Origin of the sequence: Pseudomonas sp. B21-048 (genome assembly GCF_024748615.1) — a bacterium.
Taxonomy (GTDB): domain Bacteria; phylum Pseudomonadota; class Gammaproteobacteria; order Pseudomonadales; family Pseudomonadaceae; genus Aquipseudomonas.
On record NZ_CP087168.1, the window covers coordinates 653,086 to 673,009 of the forward strand.

General features: G+C 57.7%; 12 protein-coding genes. 4 read left to right on the plus strand and 8 right to left on the minus strand.

What is annotated here, in order from left to right:
* The first annotated feature begins 57 nt into the window (after positions 1–57).
* Positions 58–7,086, plus strand: a complete 7,029-nt coding sequence (locus tag LOY56_RS02915) for a TcdA/TcdB pore-forming domain-containing protein (protein ID WP_258619699.1) — start codon at positions 58–60, stop codon at positions 7,084–7,086.
* A gap of 70 nt (positions 7,087–7,156) precedes the next feature.
* On the opposite strand, the gene LOY56_RS02920 is transcribed toward LOY56_RS02915, so the two are convergent.
* Positions 7,157–7,768, minus strand: a complete 612-nt coding sequence (locus LOY56_RS02920) for a MarC family protein (protein ID WP_258619701.1) — start codon at positions 7,766–7,768, stop codon at positions 7,157–7,159.
* Positions 7,769–8,004: 236 nt separating this feature from the next.
* Here LOY56_RS02920 and LOY56_RS02925 point away from each other — a divergent pair, with 236 nt between their 5' ends.
* Genes LOY56_RS02925 through LOY56_RS02935 form a run of 3 tightly spaced genes read left to right on the plus strand, consistent with a single transcriptional unit; the run spans position 8,005 to position 10,218 of the window.
* Positions 8,005–8,793 carry a hypothetical protein gene (locus LOY56_RS02925; protein ID WP_258619706.1) on the plus strand — a complete coding sequence of 263 codons (789 nt, stop codon included), beginning with the start codon at positions 8,005–8,007 and terminating at the stop codon, positions 8,791–8,793.
* Positions 8,794–8,851: 58 nt separating this feature from the next.
* Entirely contained in the window at positions 8,852–9,580 is a 729-nt protein-coding gene (locus LOY56_RS02930; protein WP_258619708.1) for a hypothetical protein, read from the plus strand.
* Positions 9,577–10,218 carry a hypothetical protein gene (locus LOY56_RS02935; RefSeq protein WP_258619709.1) on the plus strand — a complete coding sequence of 214 codons (642 nt, stop codon included), beginning with the start codon at positions 9,577–9,579 and terminating at the stop codon, positions 10,216–10,218. Before LOY56_RS02930 ends, LOY56_RS02935 begins: the two co-directional genes overlap by 4 nt.
* A 22-nt stretch (positions 10,219–10,240) precedes the next feature.
* Here LOY56_RS02935 and LOY56_RS02940 read toward each other — a convergent pair whose 3' ends face one another.
* From LOY56_RS02940 to prmA, 7 genes are all read right to left on the minus strand, one after another.
* Positions 10,241–13,012, minus strand: a complete 2,772-nt coding sequence (locus tag LOY56_RS02940) for a hybrid sensor histidine kinase/response regulator (protein WP_258619713.1) — start codon at positions 13,010–13,012, stop codon at positions 10,241–10,243.
* Between the two features lie 99 nt (positions 13,013–13,111).
* Positions 13,112–14,407: a phosphoribosylamine--glycine ligase gene (gene purD / locus LOY56_RS02945; RefSeq protein WP_258619720.1), complete on the minus strand. Its 1,296-nt coding sequence runs from the start codon at positions 14,405–14,407 to the stop codon at positions 13,112–13,114.
* A gap of 151 nt (positions 14,408–14,558) precedes the next feature.
* A complete protein-coding gene (purH, locus tag LOY56_RS02950; RefSeq protein WP_258619726.1) occupies positions 14,559–16,166 on the minus strand; it encodes a bifunctional phosphoribosylaminoimidazolecarboxamide formyltransferase/IMP cyclohydrolase in 1,608 nt (535 codons plus the stop codon).
* A gap of 81 nt (positions 16,167–16,247) precedes the next feature.
* A complete protein-coding gene (gene fis / locus LOY56_RS02955; protein WP_030128251.1) occupies positions 16,248–16,568 on the minus strand; it encodes a DNA-binding transcriptional regulator Fis in 321 nt (106 codons plus the stop codon).
* Positions 16,565–17,575, minus strand: coding sequence for a tRNA dihydrouridine synthase DusB (gene dusB, locus LOY56_RS02960; protein WP_258619730.1), 1,011 nt, complete (start codon positions 17,573–17,575; stop codon positions 16,565–16,567). Before dusB ends, fis begins: the two co-directional genes overlap by 4 nt.
* A 185-nt stretch (positions 17,576–17,760) precedes the next feature.
* Positions 17,761–18,981 carry a DUF3426 domain-containing protein gene (locus tag LOY56_RS02965; protein WP_258619736.1) on the minus strand — a complete coding sequence of 407 codons (1,221 nt, stop codon included), beginning with the start codon at positions 18,979–18,981 and terminating at the stop codon, positions 17,761–17,763.
* Between the two features lie 30 nt (positions 18,982–19,011).
* A complete protein-coding gene (gene prmA, locus LOY56_RS02970) occupies positions 19,012–19,890 on the minus strand; it encodes a 50S ribosomal protein L11 methyltransferase (protein ID WP_258619746.1) in 879 nt (292 codons plus the stop codon).
* Positions 19,891–19,924 lie beyond the last annotated feature (34 nt).

The window sequence follows — 19,924 nt, forward strand, 5'->3', positions numbered from 1 at the left end:
CGTTTGTGCCTGAGTTTCAAGCGTTAATCCAACAGGGACATTATGAATAGGGACGTTATGAGTGAATTGATGCAGTTGCCCAATACCGGGCAAGATTTTGTCACGGCTGTAGGTTTATCCGGATTCTCCGGTGACCTCGGTGAGTTTGCAGGCAGTGAAGAACACGCCGCACTCAGCCGGTATTACAAGGCGGCGAGTGAAAGTGATCGGCTGTCTGATCTATTGGCGCCGGCGAAGTTGTTCCAGGAAACGCTTGTCTCGCTGATCCGGCAAAAAACCGGGCCGATGACCGACACGCTTCGCAAAGCCAATGCCGACACTAAAGCTTATGTGGCCAGGATCGAAAAAACGGTAGCAATACTTGCCGAAGTCCATCCGCCCGTGCCGAAAAATATGCATTTCGTCTGGGTGGGTGGTGCTCTGTTCGGGGATAACCAGCGCGACTACTTCAATATCTGGAAGCAAGTGCTGAGCAATGACGGACATACCTTGAATCTTTGGTATGACCCTGACGCGCTGATGGCTTTTGATACCAACCGGATCATTACTCTGGCCGCCAAGGCGCATGCCATGGAGTCGGGCGGCACAGCGCTGAGCAGTGCCACCAAACTGGTCGATTTGATCGAGAAGCGTGTAGTGGTGCTGCGCCAACAGATGTTCGAGCACATCAAGGCGGCGCAACAACAAGGCATCAAGGCTGACGATGCCCGTATCGAATTGCTGGTGAAAGCTTATGGGCAAGATCGGACGGCGCTTGAAGCGGCGAAAGCCCGATACCTTGAGAGCCATCTGGCGATGGCTGGCGAACAGGTTCGAGTGCGCGATGCACGTGCGGCATTTGGTTCGCATTTTCTATGGGACGTATACGAGCGTGAAGTGTCTTTTCGCGGGAACCTGGCTGCGGCTTCCGATGTGGTGCGACTTCAGGCGATGAGTCTGGAGGGGGGGACTTACAGCGACCTTGACTATTTGCCGCCACTCGTTGATCAGATGGGTGAAGTAAACATCAAGACATTCAGTTTCGAACAAAAACTGGGTGTGTTGCAGTTATTGCTGGATAAAAATCCGACGTTGATGCCGGGTCGTGAGAGAAGTCGGTACAAGAACTACGTTAAGGATATTCCCGCGGAGCAACTACAGGCGTTGACCAGGTTTGCCGAAACCGTGCTCAAGGTGTCGGACGTTTTTTCTGCCGCGAAGGGGCTGACTGTCCCCGAACAGGGGGTTCGTCTGGGTGCTCCTAATCCCAGGCTGGAGATGAACGCTTTCATCATGGCTCATCCGGAGTCAGGAATGGTCAGTTCGATCATGCAGCGCATTCGGAGTAATTATGACCTGCTGCTCAAGGTCGAACAGGCATTGGTAAAGTCCGGGAAACAATGGCATGTAAGTTTCGCGACGGAAGTGACTGGCGACATTGTTCAAAAAAATAATGAGCGCGCTCAAAACGCCTCGACAGATTACGTGGGATATGTTTCCCGTCTTGCAACGGCTATAGCGGGTTACCATCGCGACGGCATCGATCCACAAGCACAAGGCACTATCAGTTTATCCGGTCCCGGCGCTGCCATTTGGGGAGTAGAGGACTTTGTGGATGCCCACTGCATTCCAGACAAAGTCGCCGAGGTAAGGGGGCGCCTGCAATTACTGGACACCGGGTATAACCGGGCGACTGAAGAAGAGTTGATCAGTGGCTGGGTGGAAAATGTTAAACAGCCCGAACAGTGGCTGGAGAAAGAACAGCAAAACTGGCGCGACGGTAAATACAAGGCCCGCTACACCGGCAACCTTAATGAGTTGTTGCACAGCCAGACCCTGACCTTCAAACAAGGCTGGCCGGTAATCGAAGGCAAACCCGTGTTGCTGACATCGGTGCTGCAACAGCTGCTTGATGATCTGGGCGCCCCTTTCATGCGCGCGATGAATGACAGGTTGAGCGGCGACATCACGTTCAACGATCGCATTGCCCTCGACTTTGAGACGCGCCAGCAAATCCTGGCGCAACCGGCCAGCGAACTTCCTGCGTCAATAGGCGCCGAGTCGCTCGGCAATATGAACGAGGCGTTGGCGCGTATCGCTGGCGGCAAGTTGCTTGCCGAGCAGTTGAGCCCGTTGCACCGTGTCGTGTTTGGTGGCCTGTTCGGTGTGCCCACACTGGATCAGGAGGTGTTCGCAGCTGCCTGGAAGGAGACGGTCGCCCTCGCCGAAAGCACTCAGGATCGCGGGCTCTTCGCACGTTACGAATTGATTGAACAGACCCTGTTCAACCGGCGTCCGGCGATGTTCGAAGCCGGGCACAAGACCTCATCCTGGTCCGGGCAGGTTTCAGAAAACTCGCGGGTGCTGAAAGCCCAGGCCCTTGCCGAACCGTTGAGCGTGCGGCAGTGGGGGGAGCACGTCCAAAGGATTGAAACGGCGACCAGGAACGAGTACCAGGCGTCAATTCTGCAGAGAGGGCATTCAGTCCGTAAACGGTTTTTCCAGGCCGGGGCCGACGCTGTCAAACAGTTGCCGCAGGAGCTGCTGGTACGTGGCTGCGGTGATCCGGGCCGGCGTTGTTATCCGCTGGCGCTGGTCATGGCCGCAGCGCTTGAAAGTGGCAGCACGGCAGAGCGGGCCTTGATCGGTAAACTGGCGATTGCCAACCTCTCCCCGGACGCTGCTGAAACCCATGCGTTGCTGCATGTGCTGGATGAGTTGTGTGGCGTTCCGATGTCGCAGTTCGGCAAAAAAGCCGCGGCTGTGAATTTGAGCGCGGCCATGCAGGCACTGAAAGCGAAAACCTCCACCGGCAGTTTGATGCTCAACACAGATAATCACTCGATGCTGGTGAGCAAGGTCGTGGAGCAGGGTGAGACATCCTATCGATTTTATGACCCCAATTTCGGCCTGTATGCCTTCATGCGGGCAGAGGATCTGCAACAAGGCATCACCAGCTTTTTGCAGGATGACGTGATTGCCAGGCTCTATGGCGTTGGGGAGGTGTCGAACGCGGCTTTTGATGTGATAGATCTCAACGGTTCGAGCATTGCCGAAAAACCTTTGCCTTCGCGAATGACTGTCGGCGATTTGCTGAGTCGCGAGCTGATGGTCGGCGGGCGGTCAGTTGAGACTTGGCAGCATCACGCGGCGTTACGTGTCCGTTCATTGTCGGAAAATGCCCGGCTGGGTGATGGCCTGGCTCGGCTGGATGCCCAGCGGTGGGCGCGGCAGATCGAAAGCGCCACCACTCGCCTACAGATAGCGCATCAGTTGAGTCGTGACTTTGTGCCGGTCTTCGAGTCATTGAAGACCGGTGCGACAGGCCTGCGTGAAATTACGCTGGTCAATGCCAAGGACGCCAGTCAGACCCGTAGAGTCGTGACCGATGACGTGCATCTGGACACCATCAAGTCTTACCTGACGGACATTTACCAGACACTGTCGGTCAAAGCGCCTCGCCCCGGTATGATCGATCCAACTGATGCCGGTGCCGTTCATACGCTCAATGCTGGATTCGCCATACAGGCCCTGTTGTTTGCGCTGAAGGATCGAGAGTCTACCGACGGTGGGACGACGGCATTGACGTCTGCGGTGCGCTTGCATGGCTACCTGTCTTATGCACAGCTGGCCCATGGCATCGTGGTGGATGCTGTGGAATTGATCAATCTGGTGCGTACCGCGTTTACAAACAGCGTGTTGGTCGCAAGAACCACCTCGCCGGTGGTGCTCAATGCCCTGGGGCACGTGGCCAATGAGGGGGTGGGCAATATTCTTCAATTGGCTGCGGTCGGATTCGATATTTATCTGCTGGCCAATGCCGAGAATGACGCTCAGATTGCCCAGTTCGCTACACAACTGGCGTTCGATTCCGCAGGCCTGGTGGCGGGGCTGGGCGGGCTTGGGGCATCCCTCGTCGGAGCCGGCACCGCGGCTGCGTTTCTGGGGGGGGCGAGTGTCATTCTGGGGGGGCTGGCGGTTGGCATCGGCGCGTTGGTCGAAGGTTTCAGCGGAATACTGGAGCGGGCCCGTCAAGTCGGCAAGTATTTGAATCTGATTGAACAGGGTTATCGCAGCGGCGGGTTTTCGCGGATTGACGATGCGCTGTGCATCAGCCCCTATGTCGTCGTCACACACTTGGACCTTGAAGGACGGCTACTTCGTTACGGCGGCGTCTTGAATATATTCGCGGCCATTCCCCATGCGTTGCATCCACCGCAGGGCAATCCGGATCGGTCATTGTCGATCAGCATCCGTGAGTCGCTCGGCTATGCGCACGAAAGCGCGATTCCCGATGCCGCAGACTTTGATGTCGTCGTACTGCCGTGCATGCCGCATTGCTACTTCGGATTCGACTATAAGGCACTGCCAGGCTCGACCTCCCGCTGGGAGCATTTTGAAACGGCGCTGAAACTCGAGAACGACAGTGAAGGGGAACGCCAGTTCTGGTTCAGTTTCTACAAGTTCCCGACCGAATATGTGCTGCATCAACTGATACCCAATTACTCGCAGACGTTAGTCAACGTGGTGCTGGATCGCAGAAACCGCTTTCTCCGCGTGCCGAAATTGCCAAGAGAGCTGCACAATTACCTGTCCTACGAAATTCTGGGGAAGGGCGGACAATGCACGGTGGTGCTGGCCGAGGGTGTCCGGGCGATCACGCTTGTAAAGACCCCGGATGCGTCGTCGATGTACTGGGCATTGAGTGCAACCTGGTTGGCTGAGGGGGACGTAAAAATTGAAGGGGCTCGTGTGCAATTGGGCGCGATCCAGGTCCATGTCCCTGAAAAGTCGTCTTTGCTTTTGCAACTTGACGAGCAGTCGTATCAAGTGGACTGGGAGCAAGGGCGCTTGCTCATCTCCGAGATCTCGATCGACTCGGGCAGTAATGCTTCCGCTGCGCAGGCGTCCCTCCGCGAGCTCGCGCGTTCCATGCGTCTGGCCGGTCGCTACACGGCTATCCGAGATTTTCCTGTTCCATACAGCGATCCCCTCAAACCGGTCAAGACCACGGCCCAATACGACCGCGATGAAGACCGTTTCCTGTTTGTCCGTGGCCTGGCTCCGGCCTATCAGGAAGCCGCTTGCCTGGGCGCCATTGTCGACAAGTACGCGTATTACTATGTCCCCAACGAAGTTCTGATCTGGCGGACAGATGTAACCACCGGGCAGGTCAACCGGATTTATCGGTTGATGGATCCGTTGCCGGGATCAAGGATTTCGGCCTTCCAGGAACTGGAGGGAGGGTTGATACGGATCGTTCAGAAAGTCGTGCTGCGTAACGGTCGTGACATGAAGATGACTTACCTGCTCGGCGCAAATGAGCTCTCGCTGTTTTCTGTCATCGGAAAACTGACTGAGGGCCAGAAGGCATTGCTGCAACGCAAGAACACGGTCTCCCTTTCGTACTTCTTCTGGGATTACGAATTGATGGTGCGCAACTCGAAACTCGCGCCTTTCGATTCAGTGAGTGTCGTGGATTATCAATGCGCCCCCCTGACCTCGATCACCTATTGGGATGAGGACTCTCGCAACCCCATCAGCCTCTGGTTGCGACGGGATGATGGGCTTGTGATTCGGCCGAACCTGGAAGCGGATTCAGTCAATCCGATTTTTCTAAATACCCAGGACGCCGATGGCGATTCGTTCCTGTTCTATGATCAGCGTCATCGCAGTCTCTACCGACAGCGTGTGACTTTGCAGAATGACGAGCCGCCCGCGCCTGCTGCAAAGATTCTGCCTCATGAGGTGGTCGAGGTGTTTTTCCAGGAGCAGCGCCACATTGCGCTCACTGAGGACGGCATGCTGTATCAACTGAGCAGGACTGATGAATCGCAGCTGGTCGCGCTGAACGGGGACTGGCTGGCACGGGCCGCCGCTGTCGGTGACGGTTTTGAATGGTATACGAGCGTTCTGGCGCTTGCCGAAGAGTTGGCCAGCGAGGGTTTTGAAGTGTCGGGTGTGCAGAATGTTCCCGGCAATGCATTCCTGCGTGTCTGGTGTGTGGGCCGGCGCTTGCTGATTGCCGACATGAGGGAGAGTCAATCCTTACAGCTATTGGCGCAGACCCCAGACAAAAAGGCTGCATGGTTATGGGATTCGGCGTCGGGACAGGTCTATCGTCAGCCCTTCATGGAGCCCGAGGCGTTTGCGGCGGCCTTTGCCAACGGCACGCGCCTGTTGCATCGAGATCGGCTGCCGGCAATGCAGCGGGTGGCTGCGCAATGGTCTTTCACCCGGATCGCACCCGAAGGCGCGGGATTGCGTGGCTTGACCCGAGAGCATGTGTGGATCGAGCTGTTTGAAGGTGAAGCACCTCGTATCGTCGGTGTGGAAAGCGATTTTTTCTTCGGTCTTGGCACGCGACAGGTGCGGGAAAACAAGCTGCTCCAATTGATTGCCGGCCGTTCCTGCGCGCCCGTTTTGACCGCGGGCAGATTCGATGATCTCTTTGCCTGGTATGACACAGGTGCCAAGCGCCTGTACTACTCGACCGTACAGACCAACGGGCATTGGCCTGCTTATCTGGGCGCGCGCGATGGCGAAATTGCGCTGCTGCACAACACCGTGACCCGTGGGGTGTTCAGTAACAGAAACGGTGCGTGGCTGGTGTCGGAGCATGATGTCTGGATGTATGCAGACTCGGTGAGTCGAGCGGGACAGGTCATGACGATCCAGACCCGGGACAATATAGAGGACTTGTTGCCGCTGATTCCAGACGGTGTCACCACACTGGTGTTGGGACTCAATGGCCAGATGAGCTGCCAGCTCTCACAAGCCGCTTGGTCACGGCTCGATTGCCTGATTATCGACTTCCATCATAAGGTGCCCCATAAGCGCCAATGGATCATGGATCTGCCGGCGATGGATGACTGGCGGATCACGCTGGTCGAGGGGCATCTGTTGCTGACCGATCCGGATGGCGGGGGCAGCCTGATTTTTCGAAGTGTCGAATCCGTCGGAACGGAAATACGGGACATGTTTGTACTGGGGATCATTGTTTCCGGTTATTCGCGGATCGTCACCCTTGAGGGACTGATACAGGGACTGAAGGAGGGTGTCAGTCTTGAGCTGGTGAAACTGCTGGAGAAGGTAGTCGAAGCGTAGACCCGGAAGCGGGCAATCTACCTCCAGGGAGGTTAAGCGAGGCTGCGGGATTGATCCCCCGCAGTCTTTTTCATGGGGCAATGGCGCCTGGCACCAGATAGCCCTTTACCCCGGTAAAGATAATCTGCGCCGCCAGTGCGCAGACAAACAACCCCATCAAGCGGCTGACGATCTGCAAACCCTGATCGCCGAGAATCCGTTCGATCCGGTTGGATAAGTAAAGCACCACCCCGACCGTGAAGCTAGCCAGAGCAATGCTGAGTATGGCGGTGAGTTTGTCGTCCCAGTGCGGCTGACTCACGCCCATCACCAGCAAGGCCCCGATGGTGCCCGGGCCAACAGTCAGCGGAATGGTCAGCGGAACGATGGTCACATCCTGCTGCACGTTATCGGTCTGCACCGCCGACTTACCCTGGGCCATGCCCAATGCCGAGATGAACAACACGCTGCCGGCGCCAATGCGAAAGGCGTCCACGGTGATGCCGAACACATTGAAAATCACCCGACCGAACAGGTACAGCAAGACGCTGGAAACCAGCGTGGCGGTTGCCACTTTCCAGGCCAGGCGTCGTTGCTCCTTACGCGAATAGCCGCGGGTCAGGCTGATGAAACAGGACAACACGAAGAACGGGCTGTAGAGCACCAGCATCTTCAAATAAACGCTGAATAACACGTGGAGCATGATGTCGGCTCGCAGCAGGAGGGTGGTGAAGCGAAGTCTATCAGTCGATCAATAGCGTGTGGGTATCACGTTTAAAAGATCTTATGAATATTTGTCTTTATTTTGGTGTTCTTAACTAAGTGTGTGAGGTGGCTGGACAGGTGTTACATATTTAAGTTTGTGGGTGTTCGCTTGTTTGGTTATTGTTTTAACCGCAAGCTCATGAGGGGCTTGCTTAACGAGATAAGGAATCTTTTATGAGCAATCTAGTGCTTGACGGTCGCTATATTTCTGCCTGTGTTGAAAGTTTGAAAGAATATGATCTGGGTGAGGTAGTGGCTCTGCAACCTCGTGGAATGTTTTTGCTTGGTGATACTGTTGAAGAACCGTCGAAAGCCTCTATTGTTGGCGAAGGGATGTTGTCTTTCAGCAGTGGCATCAGTGGTGAGAATCGGTCGGATGCACAGAATGCCTTTCTCTATGCGAGCCTTGTAGCGAACAAACTCTTCCCGGAGGAGTACCAGGGCAAAGAGTGGTATATGCAGTTCCGGGATGTCATGACCAAAGCGGGCTGGACGCCTATCAGCAAGTACTACAACGACTTGCACGTCAGCGGAACCAGTGTCCGCATGGACAAACTGGTGTTAGATATTCTTGGCTCGGTGGTCGCTGGCCTTGCGCTGCCTGGCCCGACTACCGCATTGATGCTGAAAGTGGCGGGGGATGCGATTGCAGCCCTGCAAAAGCGTGATACGGAACTGACGCTTTATGAGCGTAATCTGTTGAACCATGGCGTAGGCGGAGTAACCGCCGGTGCATGCACTGAAAATAATGGCGTAGCCACTATGGCACTCGGTGCGGTGCGTTTTTTACGCAAGAACACGTCGACCAAAGTGCTATTTGTGGATGTTGATACTCGCAATGTGAACTTGTATCGCGGTGAAACGGTTTTTGAAAAGAATGATCTGCTCGCCAAAGCTACCCGTGAAGTTATTGCAAGCAAACTTGTCGCGCACGCCGGAAAAATTGCTGACTATGACATCTAACTGAATCTGGCAGGGCGATCGAGTGTCGACCGCCTTTTTATATGAGCGAGGAAATGATATGGGTTGCGATTACTTAGTGTCAGTGGTTGGGGCTGCTATCGTGATTGTTCCTGAATCTGATGGGCGGGTAGCTCATGATGATTTGGTCAATTCGGTGTTGCTGGCGCAATTGGTTGCCAATAAAGAGGTTGAAAAAAACTCAGAGGTTAATTGGTACAACGCTTATGTGAAAGTTTTAGATGACTTCTGGCTGCGGCAAACAAAGGCGCGAGAGGAAAGGCTCATCACCGAAAACTGCGGCGAGTCTATGATCGAATGGGTTGCCGCTGCAATGTCCAAAGGCGCTCCAGACGAAGGGCAAGCTACTGCCACAACATTGGCACGGGTGGCGAGTGTGTTGGGCACTGAACCTGCAATGAGCTTGCTGCGCAGTCATGTGCAAAAAACGTCCGCAGATGAATTGACTGAAGTACCTGCGCCAGCCAAGGTTGTGCGTTTGCTTGTGATTCTGGCGCGAACTCCGAGCTCGGTCATAAGCGTGTACTTGGAGTTCAAAACCCGTAAAGAGATAAGCCCCAATCCTTTGGCACAGCTTCTTCAGGCCGAAGATGTGGAAGGCACTGTCAGCATGCGTTACGCCCGGGCCTATCTGTCCGAAACTCTCTACGGTCCTGCGCGTGATGCTATCGCCTTGAAGATCAGGGAGAAGCTTAAGGGCAATATTGCGATGTTGAGCCTGACCGACGGCTCTTCGAGCGTGCATGTTCCTGAGGCGATTGAATCATGACGCAATTGATTGCTCCACCGGCTGCGGTTGTTGGCGGCAGCGTCGTCGCGTTTGCCAGTGGTTTGCCTGCGTCCCACCGGGAAGACATTTACATGAGCACGGCTTTTGCGCAAAACGCTACCCGTACTGCGTTTAACAATGGATTGTCGGGTGACTGGTTTGAGTATTACCGCAATCAACTGAAGTTTCTCGGATGGGATGTTCCAAAACCTGAAACATTATTGCCCATGCAGAACAGTCTGATGGGCAGGCAGGCAATGCGATGTATCTCAACACGTCTCGGCGAGGCATTCTCCCAGCCTATGAGGCGGGCTTTGGAACAGATGGAGCGCAACGCATTGGCGCTCAAGGTATTCGACTCGACGAGCCTTGGCTCAGAGGGCGGTTGCTTTCAGATGATTCCTTGCGTGATGAACGGCCCGAACAAAGTTGATATGGGGATCTATCACCGACAGTTTCAAATTCGTCGAGATGTCTCTCGATTCCTGTTTGTCGAAGATCAAACGCTCGTGTACAACAGCATCGAACAGATGGCTTTGATTACCTTCAACACACTTCACTATGCCCAGTTTCGGGACAAGGTAAAGAAGTCGGTTATATCCCATTCCTTGGAATACCTGATCAATCTGGAAATCTGATGAGCTCGCAGCACAGGGATGCTCAGACGGTCGAGGCCGTCCGATTCTGCTGATCGCGCTGAGCAACCCAGTGTTCGATCAGGTCGCGCAACTGCGACAGCTCGACCGGTTTGGCCATGTGCCCGTCCATGCCGGCCTGGCGCGCGCGCTCTTTGTGCTCGGCGAGGATGTGTGCGGTCAGCGCCACCACGGGGGTGCGAATCCGCTGATTACCGACTTCCCAGGCGCGCAATTGCTGGGTGGCGGAGAAGCCGTCGAGGATCGGCATTTCACAGTCCATCAGCACCAGGTCATAGCGCTGGGCCTTCATCGCCACCAAGGCTTCTTCGCCATTGCTGGCGGTGTCCGGTTGCAGGTTGAGCTTGCCCAGCATGCCGCGTATGACTTTGGTCGAGATGCTGTTGTCTTCGGCCACCAGTATGCGGAAATCGCTGGGCACCTTGACCGGAAGGGTAGGACCGGTGGGCAGTTGCGAGACGGACAGGCCTTTGTTGCGCTGGTTCAGTTCGTCCGCCAGGGTGGTCTTGAGGGTATAGCCGGCCACCGGTTTGGCAAGGATGCGTTTGATCCCGCAGTTGCGCGCGATGATCTTGCTCGGCGCGTTGCTGATGCCAGTGAGCATGATCAGCAGAATGTCGTGGTTCAGGCTTGGATCTTCCTTGATCTTGGCGGCCAGTTGCATGCCGGTCATGCCGGGCATGTTCTGGTCCAGCAGGACCACATCGAAGTAATCGCGCAGGTGAGCCTTGGTACGCAGCAATGCCAGGGCCTCCTTGCCGGACGGCACGGCGCTGACATTCAGGCCCCAAGCGCTGCACTGCTGCACCAGCACCTTGCGACAGGTGTCGTTGTCATCCACGATCAATACGCGTGCGCCTTGCAGCGGGCTGTCCAGGTCTGACGTCGGATGTTCGAGACGGTCCGGGTCCAGTGGCAGGGTCAGCCATAATGTACTGCCCTGATTGGCGCCACACTTGATGCCGAATTCACCCTGCATCAAACGGATCAGCTGACGGGCGATGACCAGCCCAAGATTGCCCCCCAGGCTGGTGGCCGAGAAAAAGTGCTTGCTATGCAGTTCGGCATGCATCAGTGCGTCGCGCTCCTGGGCCTCCATTGGGTGGCCGCTGTCCTGCACGGCGATGCGCAACCGCGGTTCGACGCTGCGTTCATCCAGAGCGACGACGATCAGAATCTCACCTTCGTCGGTTTTCTTCAGAGCGTTTTCCAGCAGGCTCAGCAGGGTCTGGCGCAGGCGCGTCGGATCACCGCTGATGACACGCGGTACCTGTGGCTGGATAAAACTGATCAGTTCGACGTTCTGCTGTTCGGCCTTGGCGCGGAAGATATTGAGGCAGTCTTCGATCAGGGCATTGAGATCAAACTGCACATCGTCCAGTTCAATCTGCCCGGATTCGAGTTTGGAGATGTCGAGAATTTCATTGATCAGCGTCAGCAGCTCGTTGCCGGCGCTATGGATGGTCTGCACGTAATCGCGCTGCTTGACCGACAACGGAGTGCCCAGCAGCAGTTCGGTCATGCCCAGCACGCCATTCATCGGGGTGCGGATTTCGTGGCTGATCTTTGCCAGAAATTCGGCTTTGGCGTTGATCTCGGCATTGCTGGCGGCCAGGTCGCGACTGATGCTGAAACGGTTTTCGGTGATACTGCGCTGTCGCTCGCCCAGGGCAATGCTCATCAACAGGCCACTGATACAGATAAACACCAACAAAATGATGATCAGGCCTTGCGGAGAGACAAGGGTCAGCCCCTGCAGCGCCGGCAGAATAATCAATGTGCCAAGGTTGAAGACCACCATGGCCGCGACAAACAGGCGCGCCGGGCGATAACCTTTTTGCCAGTGATGGGCGCTGACGAACAATATACTGAGGCCGGCGAGGGCAACCAGCGCGTACGTGATGAGGTTCAGCGGCAGCGTGTTGACGAACAGCAACAGCAGACCGCAGACCATGATGAACAGGACGTCTCCCAGCAGCAGCTTGTTCAGCGGATGTGGGCCAAGCGGTGCGAAGAAGCAGTGGGCGAACATCAGGCCGCAAGGTGCAGTCAGCAGCAAGGCGAGGTAGGCACCGGGCGTCTGCAAGGCGGGCCAGTTCGGCAACCAGGGCCCCGCCAGATTCAGTAACAACACCAGGCTAAGCAACAACAATCCTTCGCATGCCGCCAGCCAGAGGCTGCTGCGTGAGCGGGTATAGGCATAACGCGTCAGGTTATGCAGGATCAACATTGCGATGCAGCCAAAAAGCAGGCCGTAGATCAGCGTCAGGTTCTGAGTGGCCGCGGTCATGACCGCCGATTGCAGGGTGATGTAAGGCCGCAATTGGTGTTCGGAGGCCAGCCGCAAGTAAACGTCGAGGGTTTTGTCGCTTTGTGGCAACGGCAACATGAAGTCGCTGCTGGGGAGCGGGCGCTTGGTCTGGAGCTGCCCGGTACCGGTATTCATTTGATCGATCAACTGATCGCCGTCGAGCACATACAGGTTGAGGTGCGACAAGTCCGGTGCGAACACGCGCAGCAACTGTTCATGCTTGCCAGGCGCGAGCCTGAAGCGCAGCCATAGTGCACCGTCGGGCGCGGCCGCGGTGAGGCGGTCGAGTTCGATGGGGCTGAATTGATTGGTGTAGCGGCTGGAACGGATATCGCTCAGCTGCAAGTCGCCCTGTTCGTCGAGCAATACTGCCCAGCCACTGCCTTGCGCGGCTTGGGCCGGGAGCATGCAGAGCAAGGTCAGCAGAGTGACGGTGAAGCCTATGGCAATCCTGAGCCAGCGCACGGCGAAATCCCTTCGTAGGTTAATGCCAGAGTACAACTATGCGCGGCGCCGGAATAGTCAGGCAAGGGTCGCAAGCCCTTGCCTGGCCGAATGGATGACTTATTCCTGATTTTCGCCACGCTCGCGGGCAATGGCGCGGTAGCCAATGTCCTTGCGGTAGAAGCAGCCTTCCCAGTCGATTTTAGCTGCCAGTTTGTAAGCCTGCTGCTGGGCTGCATCGACGCTGGTGCCCATGGCGGTTGCGCACAGCACCCGACCACCGGCAGTGACCACCTGACCGTCCTTGAGCGCAGTACCGGCATGGAAGACTTTGCCTTCCAGTGTCGCGGCTGCATCCAGGCCGTTGATGGCAACGCCTTTGGCGTAGTCACCCGGGTAACCGCCAGCGGCCAATACGATGCCGACGCTCGGACGTGGATCCCATTGTGCTTCGACCTTGTCCAGCGCTTGCGCCAGGGCCGCTTCCACCAGCAACACCAGGCTCGACTGCAAACGCAGCATTACCGGTTGGGTCTCGGGATCGCCGAAACGGCAATTGAACTCGATGACTTTTGGGTTGCCCGCCTTGTCGATCATCAGGCCGGCATAGAGGAAGCCAGTGTAAACGTTGCCTTCCTCGGCCATGCCACGCACGGTCGGCCAGATCACCAGGTCCATGACCCGCTGATGGACTTCGGCCGTGACGACCGGGGCCGGGGAGTAAGCGCCCATGCCGCCGGTGTTCGGGCCGGTGTCGCCGTCGCCGACGCGTTTGTGGTCCTGACTGGTGGCCATCGGCAACACGTTCTTGCCGTCGACCATGACGATGAAGCTGGCTTCTTCGCCATCCAGGAACTCTTCGATCACCACGCGGGAACCGGCGTCGCCAAACGCGTTGCCGGCGAGCATGTCGCGCACTGCGTCTTCGGCTTCGCCCAGGGTCATGGCGACGATCACGCCTTTACCGGCGGCCAGGCCATCGGCCTTGATGACGATCGGTGCGCCTTTTTCGCGCAGATAAGCCAAGGCCGGCTCGACCTCTGTGAAGTTCTGGTAGTCGGCGGTCGGGATCTTGTGACGAGCCAGGAAGTCTTTGGTGAACGCTTTCGAACCTTCCAGTTGCGCGGCACCCGCAGTTGGGCCAAAGCAATCCAGACCACGGGCGCGAAACAGATCGACGACACCGGCGACCAGCGGCACTTCCGGACCGACGATGGTCAGGGAAACGTTTTTCTCCGCGAAATCTGCAAGCTGCTCAAGGGCCAGCACGTCGATAGCGACGTTCTCGCACTTGGCTTCAATGGCCGTGCCGGCGTTGCCCGGGGCAACGAAAACTTTCTGCACGCGCGGATCCTGAGCCACTTTCCAGGCCAGGGCGTGTTCACGGCCACCGCTGCCAATGATCAAAATATTCATTTCAAAAACCTCGGATGACGCTAATTCTGTGGGGGCTGATCGTTCCCATGCTCTGCGTGGGAATGCCTCTACGGACGCTCCGCGTCCGAGGGACGCGGAGCGTCCCGGGCTGCGTGCCCACGCAGAGCGTGGGTACGATCAAGCAAAAAAATCAGTGACGGAAGTGGCGCATGCCAGTAAAGACCATCGCGATGCCAGCCTCGTCGGCTGCTGCAATCACTTCGTTATCACGCATCGAGCCGCCCGGCTGGATCACCGCCGTGATGCCGACCTTGGCCGCATTGTCCAGACCATCGCGGAACGGGAAAAAGGCGTCGGAGGCCATCACCGAGCCTGCTACCTGCAACCCGGCGTGTTCAGCCTTGATCGCGGCGATACGCGCGGAGTTCACGCGGCTCATCTGGCCGGCGCCGACACCGATGGTCTGACGATTCTTGGCGTAGACGATGGCATTGGACTTCACGTATTTGGCGACTTTCCAGGCGAAGATCAGGTCGTTGATTTCCTGTTCGCTCGGGGCGCGCTTGGTCACGACTTTCAGGTCTTCGCTGCCGATCATGCCAATATCGCGGCTCTGCACCAGCAAACCGCCATTGACGCGTTTGTAGTCCCAGGCCGGAGCGCGATCAGCCGACCACTCGCCACAGGTCAGCAGGCGCACGTTGGCTTTTGCGGCGACGATGGCGCGGGCTTCTGCGCTGACGGACGGGGCGATGATCACTTCGACGAACTGACGCTCGACGATGGCTTTGGCAGTTTCAGCATCCAGTTCGCGGTTGAAGGCGATGATGCCGCCGAACGCCGATTCGGTGTCGGTGGCGTAGGCCAGTTCGTAAGCCTGACGAATGCCGCCTTCGGCGTCCGGGCTCACCGCCACGCCGCACGGGTTGGCGTGCTTGACAATCACGCAGGCCGGCTTGACGAAGCTCTTCACGCATTCCAGCGCCGCGTCGGTGTCGGCCACGTTGTTGTACGACAGCTCTTTGCCTTGCAGTTGGGTAGCGGTGGCGATGCCGACTTCGGCAGGCTTGGCTTCCACGTAGAACGCCGCGCTCTGGTGCGGGTTCTCGCCGTAGCGCATTTCCTGAGCCTTGATGAACTGGCTGTTGAAGGTGCGCGGGAATTCGCTGCGACCTTCGGTGCTGAGGGTTTCAGCCGCCTGGTTCACGGTGCCCATGTAGTTGGCGATCATGCCGTCATAGGCGGCGGTGTGTTCGAAGGCCTTGAGCATCAGGTCGAAGCGCTGAGCGTAGGTCAGACCACCGGCCTTGAGGCTTTCCAGGACGCTGGCGTAATCGCTGGCATTCACCACGATGGCCACGTCTTTGTGGTTCTTGGCGGCCGAACGGACCATGGTCGGGCCGCCGATGTCGATGTTTTCGATGGCGGTCGGCAGGTCGCAGCCTGGCTTGTTGATGGTGGCTTGGAACGGGTACAGGTTGACCGCGACCAGGTCGATCGGCTTGATGCCGTGCTCGTTCATGATGGCGTCGTCGATACCGCGACGACCGAGAATCCCGCCGTGGATTTTCGGGTGCAGGGTTTTCACCCGACCGTCCATCATTTCTGCAAAACCGGTGTAATCCGCGACTTCCACTGCGGCAACGCCGTTGTCGCGCAGCAGTTTGAACGTCCCGCCGGTGGAGAGGATTTCGACGCCCAGGGCTTCGAGCTCTTTGGCGAATTCGAGGATCCCGGTCTTGTCGGAAACGCTGATCAAGGCGCGGCGGATCGGCAGGCGGGTAGTCTGGTCGGTCATCTCAATGTCCATCAAAAGCAAAGGAGTCAGCAAAAAAGGCGACCGGTTTTACGCGGGCGCCTTTCTGGTTTGATTGAATGCTTACAGCAAATCGTACTGCTTGAGTTTCTTGCGCAGGGTGCCCCGGTTCAACCCGAGCAACTCACTGGCTTTGGTCTGGTTGCCCTTGACGTAGTTCATCACGCATTCGAGCAGGGGAGCCTCGACTTCGGAGAGCACCAGGTTGTACACATCCGTGACGGCAGCGCCCTCAAGGTGGGCGAAATAATTGTGCAGCGCCTTCTCGACATTCCCGCGAAGGGTCTGACCTTCTTCGCTCGGCGTATTGAGGTGCTGTTTCAAATTCACGTTGTCGCTCACGGGTGTTGTTCCACTCACTAAAGTCTCGGTCATCATCGTCATGCGGCCACCCCTTCTCCGTCCCCTGTCAGGCTCTTGTAGCGTTCGGCGAAGAAGGCCCGAACGTAGGCGCATTGTGCTTCCGTCTCTTGCAAACGATTGAAGTGGGCGCGGAACTCCCTGGCGCCCGGCAAGGTTGCGAGATACCAGCCCACATGCTTGCGAGCTATGCGCACGCCCATGACGTCGCCATAGAAGGCATGCAGCGCGGCCAGATGCTCAAGCAGAATACGTTCCACCTCGATCAATTCCGGTGCCGGGAGTTTTTCGCCGGTACGCAGATAATGGTCGATTTCACGAAAAATCCAGGGCCGCCCCTGGGCAGCCCGACCCACCAACAGGCCGTCGGCACCGGTCGCGTCGAGCACGTACCGGGCCTTCTCGGGCGAATCGATATCGCCATTGGCGAAGACCGGGATGGACACCGCCTGCTTGATCGCAGCAATGGTGTCGTATTCGGCAACTCCTGTGTACAAATCGGCACGGGTGCGGCCATGCACCGCCAGCGCCGTAATACCTGCCTGTTCGGCGATCTTCGCCACGGTCAGGCCGTTTTTGTTCATCCGGTCCCAGCCGGTGCGGATCTTCAGGGTGACCGGCACATCGACCGCGGCCACCACGGCCTGCAGGATCTCGGTCACCAATGCTTCATCTTTCAACAGGGCGGACCCGGCGGCCTTGTTGCAGACCTTCTTCGCCGGACAGCCCATGTTGATATCAATAATCTGTGCGCCCAGTTCGACGTTGGCCCGGGCTGCATCCGCCAGCATCTGCGCATCACCGCCGGCGATCTGTACCGAGCGGGGCTCGGGATCGCCTTCGTGGATCATGCGCATCCGCGATTTGCGGGTGTTCCACAAGCTCATGTCGCTGGTGACCATTTCCGAGACTACAAGGCCTGCGCCCAGTCGCTTGCACAGCTGACGAAAGGGCTGGTCGGTGACACCCGCCATAGGGGCGAGAATCAAACCGTTGTGCAATGTATATGGACCGATGCGTACCGCCGACATAGGACTTCCCTGTTGTGGGGCCGGATCATGAGAGTTCGAAAAAGGGTTGGCATGATACCCGCTCTCGATGACTGGATAAAGGCTGAATTGAACAAAATCTGAACAGTTATTCTGTTATCGCCAGCGGTTTGGTTTGAACGGACAAAATCAGAAATTTGCCGTCAGGCCCATAGGGGTGAACCGTTTCACTCGGGCGAGTGGAAGCTCAGGCTGTAGTTCACCGCTTTGGGGCCTGGATCCAGAATGTCCAGCGCGATGTGGATCGGCGTTTGTGGTGGCATTTCCGCCAGGCCTTCGAGGTCACCGTTGAGGTACTCGCCTGGCTTGAAGCGACGGCTGGCAATGAGGTGGCCGTTCAGGTCGGCAAAGCGCAGCTCCAGCAATGGGAAAGGCTGGGAGAAGGACGCACGGTTGTAGATGATGGCATCGACCACCAGCGCACCGTTGAAGTCCGGGTGGCTGCGGACCACCAGGTTGCTGCTTTTGACTTTCGCGATGTCGACTTTGGACGGCACGGTGCAACTGATGTGCGGGCACAGTTGCTGGAACCAGGGGCGGTACTGATCCTGGCGTGCCAGTTCGTCGAAGTGGTAGGCGACGTATTGGCCGACGAGGCCCGCAGCGCCGAACAGGATCAGTAGCAGCCAGAAAAAGCGCCGGCCCCAGGGGGAGCGACGCTTTTGCCAATCCAGTTGCAACGGGTCGTCGCTCAGGTCCTCCAGCGCTTGCGCGCGCAGGCCCGGTTCGCTGCGTTGGCGTCGCTTGCGCAAAGGCTCGACCGAGGGCAGATCGTCGTCGACTTCATCGGGCGTCGCCGACAGGCTTCCAAAGGTGATCGGAGTGTCGAGCGGGTCGTGCAGGCGTAGCTGTTGTATTGCGGGTTCGTCGTTTAGCTCCACGGGCTCCAACGACAAGGAAGGTTCGGTGCGCGAGTGTTTGTTCGGCTCGATCGTCGGTTCTGCCGTAGGTGCCTCGACCGTTTGCGCGCGATCGGCGGCTGATTCGCTGAATAGACTGTCGGACCAGGGCTCCTGGTCGTATTCGCCGATATCGCGGTGAGCGCTGAGGCTGTCTTCGCGGGGCCGGCCGAATTCCGTCGTTGGCTGGATTTCCCGCTGTTCGAGCCGGGCGAGTTCTTCGTCCAGGTCCAGGCTGTCCAGATCCATTTCTGCAGCGGTCCATTGCTTTTGGCTGATGGCCCGCTGCACGGTCGGTTCGACGGGCGCCGGTGCAATCGGTTTGACCGTCTCCCTGCCGGCCCGCTGCTCGAGCAACTGCTTGGCGGCGTTGAACACCTGCAAGCACGAGCCGCAACGAACCACTCCACGGGCCACGCTCAACTGAGCATGGCTGACGCGGAAGCTGGTTTGGCAATGCGGGCACTGGGTGACGAAGCTGTCGGTCATGCGGCAATCCGGTTTATGCAGGCGCTCATTCTAGCGCCGACGGCCAGTGATGCGCACCCAGCCGTCGCGATTGGCGATCGGGTCCAGATCGAAGTCCTGGGCGTAGGCGGCGGCGACTTCTTCGCCTTGTTCTGCAAGGATACCTGACAGCGCCAAACGACCGCCTGGCTTGACCAGGCTGGACAGTTGCGGCGCCAGCGAAACCAGTGGGCCGGCAAGAATGTTGGCGACCAGCACGTCGGCCTGAACCTGTGGCAGGTCTTGCGGCAGATACAGCGGGAAGCGTTCGTCGGCAATGTTGTTGCGACCGGCGTTGTCGCGGGAGGCTTCCAGCGCCTGCACGTCGATGTCGGTGCCGACGGCTTCTTTGGCGCCCAGCAACAGGGCGGCAATCGCCAGAATCCCCGAACCACAACCGAAGTCGAGCACGTTGCAGCCTTTCAGGTCCTGACCGTCGAGCCATTCCAGGCACAGCGCGGTAGTCGGGTGAGTGCCGGTGCCGAACGCCAGGCCCGGATCCAGCAGCAGGTTCACCGCGTCTGGCTCAGGCGCGGCGTGCCAGCTTGGGACGATCCACAGGCGCTGACCGAAACGCATCGGCTGGAAACCGTCCATCCAGCTGCGTTCCCAGTCCTGGTCTTCGATCACTTCGCTGTGGTGCTCGGGCAGCGGGCTGCCGGTCAGCAACTCAAGGTGCGCCAGTACGCTGGCGGCTTCAGTGCCACCTTCGAACAAGGCCAGCAGGTGAGTGTGCGACCACAGCGGGGTGGTGTTGAGTTCCGGTTCGAAAATCGGCTGATCTTCGGCGTCCATGAAAGTCACCGACACGGCGCCCACTTCAAGGAAAGCGTCTTCGTAGGTTTCGGCTTGTTCTGGGCTGATGGCGAGACGGACTTGCAGCCAAGGCATGGCGGGCACCTTTGAAAAATATGATTGCAGCCTA